The sequence below is a fragment of the Streptomyces sp. NPDC054757 genome (assembly GCF_053612185.1).
In genome coordinates this window covers 176,156-192,326 of sequence record NZ_JBSHBW010000011.1, presented here as the reverse complement: position 1 = coordinate 192,326, position 16,171 = coordinate 176,156, and the positions used below count along the sequence as shown (strand labels likewise).

Below are 16,171 nucleotides of genomic sequence, written 5' to 3'. Positions count from 1 at the left end.
CCCAGTTGACCATCCGGGGAGAGCGGCCGCTCAGCACAGGAACCAGCCGGACGCCCCCTTCTTGCCGGAGACCGCGCCCACCGCACGGACACAGCGGTGCACGGCACGGACCCGCACCGGCCCCGCCAGTCGGGTGAAACGCCCGCTGTCGGAGACCGGCCGGCCCCCGCGCACCTGGAGCTCGACGGACATCTGCCTCCTTGCGCCGGGGTGCTTGGCGAGGGTGACGGCGCAGACGTACGGGCCCGTCCGGTAGACCCGGAGCTGACCGGTGGCGAAGCCCACGGCTCTGACCTGATGTCCGGGGCACCCGGACGCGGCACTCGCCGCGTGTGCGCCCGGCACCACCAGGGCCAGCGCCACCGCGGCCGCCGCCGTCAGACCTGCGGCCCGGCGGCGGGCGGCCGGGGTGCGGACGGCCCAGCGACCGGTGGCCGGGGTGCGGACGGATCCGCGCGCCGGTGGACGCGCCGGCGCGGGCTCCGCCCCGCGCTCCGGCTTTCGCCACGACTCGAACACTTCTTCCCCTTTGGCTGTGCGGACGTATGTGTGTACGGACGCATGGGGCAGTCGGCCGGTTGCGCCGCAGAACCGGACAGATGGTGACAGGTTCGGTGCGGCCCCCGCCCGGGGGCCGCCCTCACAGCCCCAGGGGGTTCGGCTGGGACAGGGCGGGGTCAGCCGGGGCCGACGCCGCACGGGCCCGGGGCCGGCGGCGGCCGCGGACCCCGCCCCGGCCACCGCGCTCACGGACCGGCCAGAGCAGCACATAGGCCGTGGACACCGCCACGAAGCCCAGCCGCAGCAGCCCGCGCACCGCGTCGTCCGGGACGACGAAGACACTGCCGTACAGCGTCAGCAGCGCCAGCCAGCTCCACCAGGGCACCAGCCGGCGCTGCCCGATGACGTCCCACAGCAGGGTGCCGAGCAGCACCGACGCCGTGTAGTACGTGTAGACGCTCGGGTCGAGCACGATCCGGGCATTGGCCCCGAGGAGCACCACAGCGGGCCAGCGGCCCCGCCAGACCGCCACCGTGCCGAGGACCAGGCCCAGCGCGGCCTGCGCGGGGCGGTCCCAGCCGGGCGTCTCCGGGTCACCGACGCCGAGCCAGCGCAGGGCGGAGGCCGGATGGTTGGGGATGGCGAACTTGGCGGCGGCGAACGACTGCGGGTCGCCCACGAAGAACGGCAGCCAGGCGACCGCCACCAGACCCGCGCACCAGAGGGCGGCCCGCAGCCAGTGCCGCCGGGGAAGGGCCAGCAGCAGCGGGAGGAAGGCCAGCGCGGTGGGCTTGGAGTCCATCGCCAGGGCGAGGCAGGCGCCGGTGGCCGCCGGATTGCCCCGGGTGACGGCCCGGACCGCGAGCGCGGTGAAGAACAGCGCCAGTACGTCGTCCAGGTGCCCGAAGCGGACCGCCACCTCGATCCACATCGGGATGAAGGCGAGCCCGGCGATCAGCACCCGCTGGCGCAGCCGCTGGTGGTTGGTGCCGGTGCCCAGCAGGTGGTGGGCGGCGCTGCGCCCGGCCAGTACGACGATGACCAGGCCGAGCAGGGACATCAGCGCGGCGGCGAGGAACTGTCCGGTGGCCTCGGGGAACGGGTTGAACAGCCCGGCGGCGAGGAAGCTGATCGGGCCCATCTGGAGCTCGGGGTGGTGGGCGTAGAGGTTGAGGCCTCCGGTGCCGCCACCGCCCTGGTAGATCAGCTCGCCGCCGGTGTGCAGATAGTGCCAGGAGAAGCCGCCGTGCGGCTCCACCACGGCGAACCACAGCACCGTCCAGACGGTGAGCAGCACCAAGTGCATCCGCTGACTGATCGTCGGCACCGTATCTCAGCTCCCGCTTCCGGTGTGTGCGCTGTCGGGGCTGCACATCCCGGTCCGTAAGAGGGCCGAACGGGAGGAAAAGTTGTCCCGGCGGCGGACGTGCGGCCCCGCCAACGCTCTCATCCCGCGCTCACAGCGCACTCATGAGGTCCCTGCCGGGGCCCGGTTCGGCGGGTTCGCACGCGGGCGCGCGCCCTGCTGAGGGCGGGGGCGCGGGCCGGTACGCACGCCCTGCCGGGAGGCGGGAGCGCGGGTTCCGTACGCACGCCCTGTGCCGCACCCGGGCCCCGGGCTCGCGGCCGGGCCGCGCGCCCTACGCCACCACCTCCGCCGGCTCCCCCACGAAGGTCCGCCACAGCCGTGCGTAGCTTCCGTCCAGGGCCAGCAGCTCCTCGTGGGTACCGTCCTCGACCACCCGGCCGTGGTCCATCACGACGACCCGGTCCGCCCGTGCCGCCGTGGTCAGCCGGTGGGCGACCACCAGCGTGGTCCGCCGGCCGGCGATCCGGTCCGTGGCCTGGTTGACCAGGGCCTCCGACGCCAGGTCGAGTGCGGCCGTCGCCTCGTCGAGCAGCAGGATGTCCGGGTCGACCAGCTCGGCGCGGGCCAGTGCGATCAGCTGGCGCTGGCCCGCCGAGAGGTTCCGGCCGCGCTCGGCGACCTCGTGGAGGTAGCCGCCGTCCAGGGTCGCGATCATGTCGTGCGCGCCGACCGCCCGCGCAGCCGCCTCGACCTCGGAGTCGGTCGCGTCCACCCGCCCGTAGGCGATGGCGTCGCGGACGGTACCCGCGAAGAGGTACGCCTCCTGCGGGACGACCCCGAGCCGGTGCCGGTACGACGTCATGTCCATGTCCCGCAGATCGGTGCCGTCCGCCGTGACCCGGCCCGCCGTGGGGTCGTAGAACCGTGCGACCAGCTTGACCAGCGTGGACTTGCCCGCGCCGGTCTCCCCGACGAAGGCGACCGTCTGCCCGGCCGGAATCCGCAGATCGATACCGCTCAGCGCCGTCTCGGCCTCGGCAGGGCCGCCGGGCCCGAGGGCTCCGGCGGCCGGATCGGCCACCTCGGCAGGGCCGTACGCGAACGAGACACCCTCGAAGGCGATGTCCCCGCGCAGCGCCCCGACCTCCACCGGCACCGCGCTCGCCTCGGTGGACGTGGGCTCGACGAGCAGCTCCTGGATGCGCCGGAGCGAGACGGTGGCCTGCTGGTAACCGTCGAAGACCTGCGAGAGCTGCTGTACGGGGGCGAAGAACAGGTCGATGTAGAGGAGGTACGCGACCAGCGCGCCCGTGGTGAGGGTCCCGGCCTCGATCCGGTGCGAGCCGACGATCAGCACGGCCGCCGCGGCCACCGACGACAGCAGCTGGACGAACGGGAAGTAGACCGAGATCAGCCACTGCCCGCGGACCCGCGCCTGCCGGTAGTGGTCGCTGCGCCCGGAGAAGCGGACCGCTCCGGTGGACTCGCGGCGGAACGCCTGCACGATCCGCAGCCCGGAGACGGACTCCTGGAGATCGGCGTTGACGGCGGAAACCCGCTCACGCGCCAGCTCATACGCCCGGACGCTCTTCCTGCGGAAGACATAGGTGGCGACGGCCAGGAACGGGAGCGTCGCGAAGACGACCAGCGCCAGCTGCACATCGATCACGAACAGCACCACGAGGATGCCGAAGAAGGTGACGACCGAGACGAAGGCGGTGACCAGACCGGTCTGCAGGAAGGTGGAGAGCGCGTCGACGTCCGTGGTCATCCGGGTCATGATCCGGCCGGACAGCTCACGCTCGTAGTAGTCGAGGCCGAGCCGCTGGAGCTGCGCGAAGATCTTCAGGCGCAGGGTGTAGAGGACCCGCTCGCCGGTGCGTCCGGTCATCCGGGTCTCGCCGGTCTGCGCCAGCCACTGGACGGCCACGGTGACCAGGCCGAGCCCGGCCGCCGTCCACACCGCGCCGGTGGCGAGCCGGGTGACGCCCTGGTCGATGCCGTGCCGGATCAGGACGGGCAGCAGCAGCCCCATGCCCGCGTCGACGGCGACCAGGAAGAGGCTGACGAGCAGCACGGGTCCGAAGCCGCGCAGCAGACGGCGCAGCCCGTACGAGGTCTCGGCGGCGACGGCGTGCGCCTCGTCCACGTCCGGGGTGTCGGTGGCGGGCGGCAACGCGGCCACCTGGGCGAGGAGTTCGGGTGTCGCGGGCATCCCGCCGGGCGCGGTCGCCCGGTCGGCACCGTCGGGTCCCGTGCCGGTTCCGGTGCCGGTGCCGGTGCCGGGGGCTTCGCTGCGGACCCAGAGCTGCGGGGTAATGCCCCGCTCGACGTCGAACTCGGCGTCCAGCTCCGCACGTACGGACATGTCCTCCGGCTCGTCCGCCGGGGGCCCGGTGTGGCCGGGTGAGACACCGCCCAGTTCGTCCGGGTCGGTCAGCAGCCGCCGGTAGAGCGGCGAGCGCTCCGCCAGCTCCGCGTGGGTACCGATGTCCGCGAGCCGGCCGCCCTCGATGACCGCGATGCGGTCGGCGAGGTTGAGGGTGGAGCGGCGGTGCGCGATGAGCAGGGTGGTGCGGCCCGCCATCACGCCGCGCAGCGCCTCGTGGATCTCGTGCTCGACATGGGCGTCCACGGCGGATGTGGCGTCGTCCAGGAGGAGGAGCCGGGGGTCGGCGAGGATGGCGCGGGCGAGCGCGATGCGCTGGCGCTGGCCGCCGGAGAGGGTGAGGCCGTGCTCGCCGACCGTGGTGTCATAACCGGCGGGCAGTTCGGTGATGAAGCGGTCGGCCTGGGCGGCGCGCGCCGCGGTGCGGATCTGCTCGTCGGTGGCGTCGGGGACGCCGTACGCGATGTTGGCGCGGACGGTGTCGGAGAAGAGGAAGCTGTCCTCGGGCACCAGGCCGATGGCGGCCCGCAGCGATTCCAGGGTCAGTTCGCGTACGTCGTGGCCGCCGATGAGGACCGCGCCGTGCGAGACGTCGTAGAAGCGCGGCAGGAGCAGCGAGACGGTGGACTTGCCGCTGCCGGACGAGCCGACGACGGCGACGGTCTCGCCGGGCGCGATGGTCAGCGAGAAGCCGTCGAGCACCGGCCGGTCCTCGCTGTATCCGAAGGAGACATCGTCGAACTCGACGGTGGCAGCGGCGTCCGCCGGGAGCGTCTTCGTACCGTCCGGGATGGAGGGTTCGGTGTCGATCAGCTCCAGGACGCGTTCGACACCGGCGCGGGCCTGCTGCCCGACGGTGAGCACCATGGCGAGCATCCGGACCGGGCCGACGAGCTGGGCCAGATAGGAGGAGAAGGCGACGAACGTGCCGAGGGTGATCTCGCCCCGGGTGGCCAGCCAGCCGCCGAGTGCCAGCATCGCCACCTGTCCGAGGGCGGGGACGGCCTGGAGGGCGGGCGTGTAGCGGGAGTTCAGCCTGATGGTGCGCAGCCGCCCGGCGAAGAGCCTGCGGCTGACCGCGCGGAGCTTGCCGGTCTCCTGGTCCTCCTGGCCGAACCCCTTCACCACGCGGACCCCGGTGACGGCCCCGTCGACGACGCCCGCGACGGCGGCCGCCTGCCCCTGGGCGTACCAGGTGGCGGGGAAGAGCCGGGTCCTGCTGCGCTTGGCGATGATCCACAGGGCGGGCGCCACGGCCACCGCGATCAGCGTGAGGAGCGGGGAGAGCCAGGCCATAATGGCCAGCGAGATCAGGAAGAGCAGCACATTGCCGAGGGTCATCGGCAGCATGAAGAGCAGCCCCTGGATGAGCTGGAGGTCGCTGGTGGCGCGGCCGATGACCTGCCCGGTGGACAGCTCGTCCTGCCGCCGCCCGTCCAGCCTCATGATCGTCCCGTACATCTCGGTACGGAGGTCGTGCTGGACGTCGAGCGCGAGGCGGCCGCCGTAGTAACGCCTGATGTAGGTGAGGACGTAGACGACGACGGCGGCGCCGATCAGCAGCCCCGTCCAGACGGCGAGGGAGCGGGTGCCGTCGCCGATGACGTCGTCGATGATCACCTTGGTGACCAGCGGTACGAGCGCCATGACGGCCATCCCGGCGAGGGACGACCCGAGGGCGAGCAGCACATCGCGCCGGTACCGCCAGGCATACCCGACGAGCCGCCGCGCCCAGCCCTGCCGCGCACCGCCCTGCTGCATACTCTCCTGTTGCGCGGCGTCCGCCACTGGTGCCTCCCGTTGTCTCATACCACCGGAAGGACCCAACGCGGCGACCAGGCGATTTCATCCCGCCGCAACAATCGGGGGCCCAAGGCCGTCCGAAGGGCGTAGGGGGGCCGGTCCGCGGACCTAGGTCCGGCACATGCGGAGAGAAGCCGGTCGCCGGAGGTCGGACGGCCCGCCGGAGACCGGACCGCCGCACGAAAAATCGTTGCGTCCGTCACCCGGCCGGGTGATCCCGGGTAAGAACCCCTCTCGCCCCGCGCGGAGGCATATGTACGTTCGGCCCCATGGTCGGTCATGCGCAATGGAAGCTCTCTCGTGATCGAAAGGTCGCAGAGGGCATCACCGAAAGCCCGGAAAAGATCAAGCGACGCCAGGAGCTCAGGCTCGCCTTCGACCTCGGCCAGGCCGTCTACGACCGCCGGGCCGAGCTCGGCATCTCGCAGACCGAGCTGGCCCGGCGGGCCGAGATGACCCAGCCGCAGATCTCCAAGCTGGAGCTGGGCGGTACGGTGCCCACGCTCCCGCTCCTCGCCCGCCTCGCACGGGCCCTGGACGCGTCGCTCCAGCTGGAGCTGGTCGACGACGTGTCCAACGTGGCGTTCAGGGCGCGTACGACGGCCGCCTGAACCGTGCACCGCCCCGCGCCTCACCCCAGATGCGTCGGCGCGAACATCTTCAGTACCGCGGGCAGCACGACCACCGAGGGGCCCGGCGATGCCAAAGACTTGGCCAGGTCCTCCGTCAGCCTCTCCGGGGACGTACGGACCGCCGGGACCCCGAAGGACTCCGCCAGGGCCACGAAGTCCGGGCGGGTGAGTTCGGTGGCGGTGGCCTCGCCGAAGGCGTCCTCCATGTACTCGCGCAGGATGCCGTAGCCGCCGTCGTCCACGATCAGCCAGGTCACCGGCAGGCCGTACTGCTTGGCGGTAGCCAGTTCCGCGAGCGAGTACATCGCGCCGCCGTCGCCCGACACCGCGAGGACCGGTGTGGTCGGGTCGGCGACCGCGGCTCCCAGCGCGGCCGGGAAGCCGTAGCCGAGGCCGCCCGCGCCCTGGGCGCAGTGCAGGGCTCCGGGCCAGGCGGACCAGGCCCAGTAGGCGAGGATCGTCATGTCCCAGAAGCTGGGGGACGTGGCGGGCAGCGCGGCCCTGACCGAGGCCAGGATCTGCTGTTCGAGGTCCAGGTCCTGGCCCGCGATCCGCTCCGCGACCTTCGCGAGGACCGTGCGTACGGAGTCGGCCGCACCCGGGTCGGTGCGCTCCTCCACCGTTTCGATGAGGGCGGACAGCGCGGCCCTGGCGTCCGCGTGGATGCCGAGCGCCGGGTGGTTGGACTCCAGCTTGCCGAGGTCCGCCTCGATCTGGATGACCCGGCCGCGCGGCTTGAACGTGTGGTAGTTCGAGGAGAGTTCACCGAGTCCTGAGCCGACGACCAGCAGGACGTCCGCCGCCTCCAGGAAGTCCGTGGTGTGCCGGTCCTCCATCCAGGACTGGAGCGAGAGCGGGTGTTCCCAGGGGAAGGCGCCCTTCCCGCCGACCGTGCAGACGACCGGAGCGTCGAGCCGTTCGGCGAGCGCGCGCAGTTTGCCGGCCGCGTCGGACCGTACGACACCGCCGCCCGCGATGATCACCGGGCGTTCGGCGTGCGAGAGCAGATGCGCCGCCACCGCGGTCAGTTCGGGTCGCGGTTCCAGCTCGCGCGGGGTCGCGTCCGGCGCGGTGACCGGCGGCAGGATGGTCTCCGCGAGCAGGACGTCCTGCGGGATCTCCACCCAGACCGGGCCGTGCGGCGCGGTCAGCGCGGACTCCCAGGCCGCCGCGACGGCGGAGGGGATCTGGGACGCCGTACGCACGGTGTGCACCGACTTCACGATGTCGCGGAACGACGCCTGCTGGTCGCGGAGTTCATGCAGATATCCGTGCCGGCCGCCGCCGAGCCCGGCCGTCGGGACCTGGCTGGAGATCGCGAGCACGGGCGCGCTGGCCGCGGCCGCCTCCTGGAGGGCGGCGAGCGAGGTCAGCGCGCCGGGGCCGGTGGAGAGCAGCAGCGGGGCGGCCTCGCCGGTGATCCGGCCGTACGCGTCGGCGGCGAAGCCCGCGTTGTTCTCGACGCGCAGCCCCACGTACGAGAGCGCGGAGCGGCGCAGCGCGTCGAACATGCCGAGCGCGTGCTGGCCCGGCAGCCCGAAGACGGTGGTTGCGCCGAGGCCCTGGAGCGTTTCCACGACGAGGTCGCCGCCGTTGCGCCCGGCCGGAGGGTTCAGTGCGGCGGCGGTCTGTTCGGCGGTGAGCCTCGGGGTGTCGTGGTGGTGGTCGTGCGTCACTTCGCCCTGGCCTCGGCAATCTGGCGCGCCATGATCGTGGTGAGTTCGTACGCCGTGTGGGAGGCGGCGACGGAGGTGATCTCGGCGTGGTCGTACGCCGGGGCGACCTCGACCAGGTCGGCGGAGACCAGGTGGCAGGAGGAGAGCCCGCGGACGATTTCGAGCAGTTCGCGGGAGGTCAGTCCGCCGGCCTCCGGGGTGCCGGTGCCGGGGGCGTGCGCCGGGTCGAGTACGTCGATGTCGATGGAGATGTACAGCGGCCGGTCGCCGATGCGGGCGCGCAGCTGGTCGGTGATCTCGTCCACGCCGCGCCGCATGACGTCGGCCGACGTGACGATGCCGAAGCCCATCTTCGCGTCGTCGTCCAGGTCCTTCTTGCCGTAGAGCGGGCCGCGCGTGCCGACGTGGGAGAGCGCGGACGTGTCGAGGATGCCCTCCTCGACGGCCCGGCGGAAGGGCGTGCCGTGGGTGTACTCGGCGCCGAAGTAGGTGTCCCAGGTGTCGAGGTGGGCGTCGAAGTGGAGCAGCGCGACCGGGCCGTGCCGCTTGGCGACCGAGCGCAGCAGCGGCAGCGCGATGGTGTGGTCGCCGCCGAGCGTCATCATGCGGGCGCCGGTGGCGAGCAGGTCGTCGGCTGCGGCCTCGATGGTGTCGACGGCCTCGTTGATGTGGAACGGGTTGGCCGCGATGTCACCCGCGTCGGCGACCTGCGCGAGGGCGAAGGGCGACGCGTCCTGCGCCGGGTTGTACGGGCGCAGCAGCCGGGACGCCTCACGGATGGCGTTGCCGCCGAAGCGGGCGCCCGGCCGGTAGGAGACACCGGAGTCGAAGGGCACACCGACGACCGCCACATCGGCGGTGCCGACCTCGTCGAGCCTGGGCAGCCGGGCGAAGGTCGCGGGGCCTGCGTACCGGGGGACGCGGGACGAATCGACGGGGCCGCGCGGCTGTTCGGTGCTGCTCATGGGTGTGCCCTTCTTCTCTTTATTTCTGCGCTTTTGGCGCGAGTTCGATGCTTTGTGGGCCGGTGGGAACTTTAACGGTGGGCGGGTACGGAGTCCGAGCCGGATCCGGAGCCGGGCCCGCCCGCAGCTTCCGCACCCGCAGCTTCGGCACCTGTCGCTTCCGTACCCGTCCCGCCCCGCCCCGCCAGCCGCTCCCGCCAGGCCGCGAGCACCGCCGCGTCCGTCGGCTTCGTGGCCAGCGAGACGACGGCGTACACGACCAGGGAGCAGAGCAGCCCGTAGTAGATCGGCTCGTTGGCGAGTGCGCCGTACGCCACCATCAGACCGAGCACGGTGATCCCGCCCGCGGCGACGGACGCCAGCGCCCCCTGCACCGTGCCGCGCTTCCACAGCAGACCGCCCAGGATCGGCACCAGCAACCCGCCGACCAGCAGGTTGTAGGCGACCGTGAGCGCCTCGACGACGTTGTTCAGCGCGATGGCGATACAGATGACCACGATGCCCATGGCGAGGATGAAGGCCCGGTTGCCGCGCACCTCGTCGTGGTCGTCGTCGCGGGCGCTGCCGCCGCCGCGCAGGCCGCGCAGCCGCGACCAGATGTCGTTGTTGGCGACGGTGGCACAGGCGATCAGCGCCCCGGACGAGGTGGACATCACCGCGGCCAGCGCGGCGGCGAGCACCAGTCCTCTGACGCCGATGGGCAGTTCGTCCTTCACGATGGTGGCGAAAGCGGAGTCGGCGCTCGGCAGCTTCGGGTACAGGACCTTGGCCGCCGTCCCGATGACGGCCCCGGCGACCGCGTACACCAGGCAGTACGTACCGGCGACGGTCCCGCCGAGCCGGGCGACCCGGTCGCCGCGGGCGGTGAAGACCCGCTGCCAGATGTCCTGCCCGATGAGCATGCCGAAGGTGTAGATCAGGACATAGGTGAAGATCGTCTCGCCGCCGATGCCCAGCGGATCGAAGTACGAGGTGGGCAGCTCGGCCCTCATCGCGGAGAAGCCGCCGGCCTTGACGATCGCGATCGGCAGCAGCAGAAGCAGCACACCGATCGTCTTGACGACGAACTGCACCATGTCGGTGAGGGTGATCGACCACATCCCGCCGAGCGTCGAGTACGCGACGACGATCGCACCGCCGATGACGATCGCCACCGTCCGGTTCATGTCGAAGAGGACGTCGAAGATCGTGGCGTAGGCGATGGTCGATGTGACGGCGAGCATCAGCGTGTACGCCCACATGACGACGCCGGAGATGACCCCGGCCCGGCCGCCGTAGCGCAGGTCGAGCATCTCGGAGACGGTGTAGACCCTCAGCCGGGCGATGCGCCCGGCGAAGAAGACGCTCAGCGCGAGGAGCCCCAGGCCGATGGTGACGACCATCCAGGCGCCGGAGAGCCCGTACTGGTACCCGAGGCCCACCCCGCCGATGGTGGAGGCACCACCGAGCACGATGGCGGCCATGGTGCCGGAGTACATGGCGGGGCCGAGCCGGCGGCCCGCCACCAGGAACTCGGACTTGGACCTGGCGCGGCGCATGCCCCACCAGCCCATGGCGAGCATGCCCGCCAGATAGGCCACGATCACCGCGTAGTCGACTGCCATGCGCCCTCCCTCATCTCGCGGGGGCGGCCGTCGCGCCCTCTCTCGCGGGGGCGGCCGTCGCGCCTCTGCCATCTGCGCCACTGCGCCCGACTGCTTTCGCACGTTGACCCTAGGTGGCCGGAAAGAGACGTTGAAGTGTACGTTCCCTCCACTGACCTGTTGCGCCGATGGATGGATCATCCATGCCGGATCCGGCCGCTCCACCGACCTCGCCCGTCCAGCTGGCGGACCTGCTGGCCCGCCGCGACCTCGGGCTGCGCCAGGTCGCGGGCCCGCCGGCCGGGGAGGGCAGCGGGACCGCGGTGCGCTGGGTGCACACCAGTGAGATGGCCGACCCCTATCCGTATCTGCTCGGCGGTGAGCTGCTGCTGACCGCCGGGGTGCAGCTCGCCGACGACCCCGACCGGTACGCGGCACGCGTCGTCGCGGCAGGCGGCGCCGCACTCGGCTTCGGCCTGGCGCCGGTCTACGACACGGTGCCGCAGGCACTGGCCGACGCGTGCGACCGCCATGGTCTGCCGCTGCTTGAGGTCCCGACCAGGACGCCCTTCACGGCGGTGGCCCGCGCGGTGTGGGGCCTGATGGCGGAGGCACGCCACCATGAGCTGCGCCGGGTGACCCAGGCCCAGCAGGGTCTGGCAGCGGCGGCGGCCCGCCCGGACCCGGTGCCCGCGGTGCTGCGCCAGCTGGCCACCCGGCTGGGCGGCCGTGCCGCACTGCTCGCCCCGGACGGCACGGCGCTCCAGTCGGCGGGGCGCACGCCGGACCGGGAGGTGGACGGCGCACTGACGGCGCTGGCCCGGGTCGTACGCCGGGGCACACCGGGAGCGGGACCCACCGCCGGCCGGGACACACCAGGAGCGGGACCCACCGCCGGCCGGGACACACCGGGGAAGGGTCCCGGCGCCTCCCGCCCCGCCCCCGCGTCCGCCACCGACACCGTCGGCTCCACGCATCTCGCCGCGTATGCCGTGGCAGGCGGCGAGGGCCTGGTGCTCGGCGTGGCCACCCCGTCACGCGAACCGGGTGACCACACCATCGCCGGAGTCGCCGTCGTCCTGCTCTCGCTGCTCACCGCCCCCCGGCAGGGCGCCGACGAGGCGGCACGCTCATCCGCCCTGGTACGGCTGCTGCTCGGCGCCGCGCCCGCCGGTCTGGCGCCGCTGCTGGGCGACGGCCCCTGGAGGGTGGTGCACGCCCACGGCGCGGGGGCCCCGCCCGCCCTGGGCAGCCCGCTGGTGGACACGTCGTCCGACACCGTACGGATCCTGCTGCCCGCCGACCGCGAGATCGCCCGCCACCCCGGCTGGACCCTCGGGGTGAGCGCCCCGGCCGCGCTGCGGGACCTCCCGGCGGCCGACGCCCAGGCCGAACGGGCCCTGCGCCACGCGGAGGCAACCCGCACCCCGCTGTCCCGGCACGACGCCACGGGCCTGGCCGCCCTCATCGACCCGGCCGAGGCGGCGGCCCACGCCCGCGCCCTCCTCGCGCCGCTGGGCGACCCGCCGCCCGCCGCGCTGCTCGGCACACTGCGCACCTGGCTCTCCCTGCACGGCAGTTGGGACCGTACGGCGGTGGCGCTCTCCATCCACCGCAACACGGTCCGCCAGCGCATCGGCCGCTGCGCCGCCCTGCTCGGCTCGGACCTGGACGACATGGACGTACGGACGGAGCTGTGGTTCGCGCTGCGGCGGGGGTGAGGGTACGAAGAACACCCGCACCCTGCGTGTGCCCATCCCCGAGGTGACCGCCGAGACCTTGCGCAAGGCGCGAGGAGTCCAGAACCGCCACAGCGCATTGGTGCTGGATCTCGCCGACGCGGTGAACGTCGTACTCGCCGAGGCGTACGAGACCGATTGCGTCCTGACCCTGGACCGCCGGGACTTCAGGGCCGTGAGGCCGCTGACCGGCCACCAGGCGTTCCGGCTGCTGCCCGACGGTCCCCGACGCGGCGCACACGGGCCTACCGCACCGGACGCCCGCCCCGCAGCGTGCTCGGTCTCACCCTGGACAGCCCCGGTGACCTCCCGGTAACTTCGACTGAGCAAGCGCTTAGCAGGAGCGGCCGACCGGGCCGACCAGACCCCGGGGCCACGCCAGAACCGCAGAGGAGCCTTCCGTGCGCCGTACCGTTTACAACGAGGACCACGAGGCGTTCCGGGACACCATCCGGGCCTTCATCGAGGCCGAGGTCGTGCCCGTGTACGACGAGTGGCTGGCGGCCGGCCAGGCGCCGCGCGAGTTCTACTACAAGCTCGGTGAGCTGGGGATCTTCGGCATCGAGGTGCCCGAGGAGTTCGGCGGTGCGGGCGAGGAGTCCTTCAAGTTCCAGGCGATCATCTCCGAGGAGTGCGCACGCGCCGGTGTCTCCTTCGGCGGTTCCGGTGTGCACGTCGCGCTCTGTCTGCCGTATCTGAAGGCGTACGCCACCGAGGAGCAGAAGAAGCGCTGGCTGCCCGACTTCGTCAGCGGCGCTTCGATGTACGCCATCGCCATGACCGAGCCGGGCACCGGTTCCGACCTGGCCGGGATGAAGACCACAGCCAAGCTCTCGGACGACGGCACGCACTACGTGCTCAACGGCGCCAAGACCTTCATCACCGGCGGTGTGCACGCCGACCGCGTGATCGTCTGCGCGCGCACGGCCGCCCCGACCCCGGAGGACCGCAGGTACGGCATATCCCTGCTCGTCGTCGACACCAAGTCCGAGGGGTACGCGGTCGGCCGCAAGCTGGACAAGCTCGGCCTGAAGACCTCCGACACCGCCGAGCTCTCCTTCACCGACGTGAAGGTCCCGGTCGGCGATCTGCTCGGCGAGGAGAACAAGGGCTTCTCCTACCTCGGCCAGAACCTGCCGCAGGAGCGTCTCGGCATCGCCGTCGGCGCGTACGCGCAGGCCGCCGCGGCCGTCCGGTTCGCGCAGGAGTACGTCCAGGACCGCACGGTCTTCGGCAAGACCGTCGCCTCCTTCCAGAACACCAAGTTCGAGCTGGCCGCCTGCAAGGCCGAGGTGGACGCGGCCGAAGCGGTCTGCGACCGCGCCCTGGAGGCGCACGACCAGGGCGAGCTGTCGGCGGCCGAGGCCGCTTCCGCGAAGCTCTTCACCACCGAGGTCGCACACCGCGTGATCGACAAGTGCCTCCAGCTGCACGGCGGTTACGGCTACATGAACGAGTACCCGATCGCCCGCCTCTACGCCGACAACCGGGTCAACCGGATCTACGGTGGCACCAGCGAGGTCATGAAGATGATCATCGCGAAGAACATGGGCCTCTAGACCGGCCGGGACAGCCGGCGACAAGCGGCAGAGAACACCTTGTAGAAGGTGCAGAGCTTGTAGAACTTGTAGAAATGGCCCCATGAACCAGGCACTTGAGTCCCTGCTCGATCTGCTCGACCTGGAGCGGATCGAGCAGGACATCTTCCGCGGTCTGAGCCGCTCCGCCGTCGTGCCGCGCGTCTTCGGCGGCCAGGTCGCCGCCCAGGCCCTGGTCGCCGCCGGGCGCACCGTGCCCGACGACAGGACCGCGCACTCGCTGCACGCGTACTTCCTGCGCCCCGGCGACCCGGGCGCACCGATCGTGTACACGGTCGACCGCATCCGCGACGGCCGCTCCTTCACCACGCGCCGGGTGGTCGCCGTCCAGCACGGGCAGCCGATCTTCCACCTCTCGGCATCGTTCCAGACGTACGAGGAGGGGCTCGACCACCAGCTGGCCATGCCGGCCGCGCCCGCCCCCGAGACGCTGCCCACGGCGGCCGAGATGCTGCCCCGGTACGCGGACCGCTTCCTGGAGCCGGGGGTCGTGGACCGGCTGATCGAGGCGCGCGCCGCGGTCGATCTGCGGTACGTGGACGCCCCGCCGTTCGGCAGCGTCGGCACCCCGCGCGAGCCGCGCTCGCAGGTCTGGTTCCGCACGAACGGCAAGCTGGCGGACGACCCGCTGCTGCATGTCTGCCTCGCGACGTACGTCTCCGACATGACGCTGCTCGACTCGGTGCTGCTGGCGCACGGCCGGGGCGGCTGGGCGGTCGGCGACGTGGTAGGCGCCAGCCTGGACCACGCGATGTGGTTCCACCGCCCGTTCCGGGCCGACGAGTGGCTGCTGTACGACCAGGAGTCCCCGTCGTCGTCCGGTGGCCGCGGCCTCGGACAGGCCCGGATCTACACCCAGGACGGGCAGTTGGCGGTCACGGTGATCCAGGAGGGCGTGATCCGGGTCCCGAGGTGAGGGCCCGGAGACCCTGGGCCCCGGGGGCGGGTCGGCAGCCGTCAGGGCACCCGGGGCGGATCAGCAGGCGCCAGGCACCCGGTCGGGTCGGCTACTGCCCTTCGGGCCGCAGTGTCTGGTTTCCGGAGTGCACGTCGAAGTCCCCGACGTACCACTTCCCGTCGATCCGGTCGGCCATCACCTTGGCCGTGAAGGACTTCGGGTCCACGTTGTGCGAGCGGGCCAGGATGCTGGCCCGCAAGGACTTCCCGTCGACGGTGATCTTGGCCGTAGGAACGACGGCCTTGTCGGCCTTGGGCGTGGGCGCGTCGACCTTCACGGTCGGCTTGCCGGAGGCGTTCTGCGGTGTGAACGCCTTGCTCATGGCGTTCAGACCGGGGGCCATCTTCTTCAACGTCGCCGCGTCGCACATCTGGGGAGTCGTAGCCTTCGGCGCCGAATCGCTACCGGGCGCCGCGGAGAGCAGACACGCCTGCTTCGCGTCCTTCTCGATGATCGCGCCGACCCAGGCACCGACGGCGGAGGACACGGTGGACTGGCTGCCCTTCTGCGCACCGGCACCGGCACCGCCACCCGCCGAGCCGCCAGAGCTGTCCGTCGGGCTTCCCGACGGGGAAGGACTGTCGCTGTGCGAGGCGGAGGAGGAATGCGAACCGCCCGAACACGCCGCCACGAGCGGCACCGCCGCCAGCAACGCGGCCGCGGCTGCGTAGCCCATCCCCCTCTTACCGGACTCTGGTCGTGTCATGGGTCGTGTCATGACTCTCTGCTCCTCACACGGTGTTGCGCCCGGCTGGTTGCCCATCGGTGAGTACAAGCCGGGCGGGGGGCGAACGGCTGCGCCAAACGCTACAGCGTCGGTGTTTGCGGAGGCACACGCGGAGCGGTCCGTAACCGGTCTTCATCGCAGGTGCGCTCGTAGATCCCGCAAGCACGGCTCGATGCCGCATCAGGGCCACTACGGGGAACCCAAGTTGTGTCCCAGTGATAGGGCTGGCTCGTCGGGGAAGCCGGATGAGTCAGGCTCCGGTGGAGGCGCCTGGGGTCTGCGGTGCGTGTG

At 72.0% G+C, this 16,171-nt stretch carries 11 protein-coding genes and 1 pseudogene; 5 read left to right on the top strand and 7 right to left on the bottom strand.

From position 1 onward, the window contains the following. Positions 1-30: 30 nt before the first annotated feature. From ACWGKJ_RS16390 to ACWGKJ_RS16380, 3 genes are all read right to left on the bottom strand, one after another. The gene (locus ACWGKJ_RS16390; protein WP_385023811.1) at positions 31-519 is read right to left on the bottom strand and encodes a hypothetical protein; all 489 of its coding nucleotides are present in this window, start codon (positions 517-519) and stop codon (positions 31-33) included. 121 nt (positions 520-640) lie between these two features. Continuing rightward, a complete protein-coding gene (locus ACWGKJ_RS16385; protein ID WP_385023809.1) occupies positions 641-1,828 on the bottom strand; it encodes a hypothetical protein in 1,188 nt (395 codons plus the stop codon). Between the two features lie 313 nt (positions 1,829-2,141). Beyond that, the gene (locus tag ACWGKJ_RS16380; RefSeq protein WP_385023834.1) at positions 2,142-5,960 is read right to left on the bottom strand and encodes an ABC transporter ATP-binding protein; all 3,819 of its coding nucleotides are present in this window, start codon (positions 5,958-5,960) and stop codon (positions 2,142-2,144) included. Between the two features lie 311 nt (positions 5,961-6,271). Between ACWGKJ_RS16380 and ACWGKJ_RS16375 the strand changes: the two genes are divergently transcribed. Further along, a complete protein-coding gene (locus tag ACWGKJ_RS16375; protein ID WP_385023808.1) occupies positions 6,272-6,613 on the top strand; it encodes a helix-turn-helix domain-containing protein in 342 nt (113 codons plus the stop codon). A 20-nt stretch (positions 6,614-6,633) separates the two neighbouring features. On the opposite strand, the gene ACWGKJ_RS16370 is transcribed toward ACWGKJ_RS16375, so the two are convergent. The 3 genes from ACWGKJ_RS16370 to ACWGKJ_RS16360 form a co-directional block, all read right to left on the bottom strand. Continuing rightward, a complete protein-coding gene (locus ACWGKJ_RS16370; RefSeq protein ID WP_385023806.1) occupies positions 6,634-8,310 on the bottom strand; it encodes a thiamine pyrophosphate-binding protein in 1,677 nt (558 codons plus the stop codon). Then, positions 8,307-9,275: an agmatinase gene (speB, locus tag ACWGKJ_RS16365; protein ID WP_385023804.1), complete on the bottom strand. Its 969-nt coding sequence runs from the start codon at positions 9,273-9,275 to the stop codon at positions 8,307-8,309. The genes ACWGKJ_RS16370 and speB overlap by 4 nt, the downstream gene beginning before the upstream one ends. A 71-nt stretch (positions 9,276-9,346) precedes the next feature. Beyond that, entirely contained in the window at positions 9,347-10,879 is a 1,533-nt protein-coding gene (locus ACWGKJ_RS16360; RefSeq protein WP_385023802.1) for a sodium:solute symporter, read from the bottom strand. A gap of 182 nt (positions 10,880-11,061) precedes the next feature. Between ACWGKJ_RS16360 and ACWGKJ_RS16355 the strand changes: the two genes are divergently transcribed. From ACWGKJ_RS16355 to ACWGKJ_RS16340, 4 genes and pseudogenes are all read left to right on the top strand, one after another. Beyond that, complete coding sequence (locus ACWGKJ_RS16355) at positions 11,062-12,579, top strand: PucR family transcriptional regulator (RefSeq protein WP_385023800.1); 1,518 nt, start codon at positions 11,062-11,064, stop codon at positions 12,577-12,579. A gap of 25 nt (positions 12,580-12,604) precedes the next feature. Continuing rightward, positions 12,605-12,817 (top strand): annotated as a pseudogene (locus ACWGKJ_RS16350) (VapC toxin family PIN domain ribonuclease); the annotation flags it as partial. 181 nt (positions 12,818-12,998) lie between these two features. After that, positions 12,999-14,156: an acyl-CoA dehydrogenase family protein gene (locus tag ACWGKJ_RS16345; protein WP_385023798.1), complete on the top strand. Its 1,158-nt coding sequence runs from the start codon at positions 12,999-13,001 to the stop codon at positions 14,154-14,156. 82 nt (positions 14,157-14,238) lie between these two features. Then, on the top strand, positions 14,239-15,111 hold the full coding sequence (locus ACWGKJ_RS16340; protein WP_385023796.1) for an acyl-CoA thioesterase: 873 nt from the start codon (positions 14,239-14,241) through the stop codon (positions 15,109-15,111). 91 nt (positions 15,112-15,202) lie between these two features. Here the strand turns inward: ACWGKJ_RS16340 and ACWGKJ_RS16335 are convergent, their stop codons facing one another. Beyond that, a complete protein-coding gene (locus tag ACWGKJ_RS16335; RefSeq protein ID WP_385023794.1) occupies positions 15,203-15,829 on the bottom strand; it encodes a hypothetical protein in 627 nt (208 codons plus the stop codon). Positions 15,830-16,171 lie beyond the last annotated feature (342 nt).

Coding starts and splice junctions, on each gene's coding strand:
- ACWGKJ_RS16380 (WP_385023834.1), bottom strand. CDS start 5,960: ATGCAGCAGGGCGGTGCGCGGCAGGGCTGGGCGCGGCGGCTCGTCGGG.
- ACWGKJ_RS16375 (WP_385023808.1), top strand. CDS start 6,272: ATGGTCGGTCATGCGCAATGGAAGCTCTCTCGTGATCGAAAGGTCGCA.
- speB (WP_385023804.1), bottom strand. CDS start 9,275: ATGAGCAGCACCGAACAGCCGCGCGGCCCCGTCGATTCGTCCCGCGTC.
- ACWGKJ_RS16360 (WP_385023802.1), bottom strand. CDS start 10,879: ATGGCAGTCGACTACGCGGTGATCGTGGCCTATCTGGCGGGCATGCTC.
- ACWGKJ_RS16355 (WP_385023800.1), top strand. CDS start 11,062: ATGCCGGATCCGGCCGCTCCACCGACCTCGCCCGTCCAGCTGGCGGAC.
- ACWGKJ_RS16340 (WP_385023796.1), top strand. CDS start 14,239: ATGAACCAGGCACTTGAGTCCCTGCTCGATCTGCTCGACCTGGAGCGG.
- ACWGKJ_RS16335 (WP_385023794.1), bottom strand. CDS start 15,829: ATGGGCTACGCAGCCGCGGCCGCGTTGCTGGCGGCGGTGCCGCTCGTG.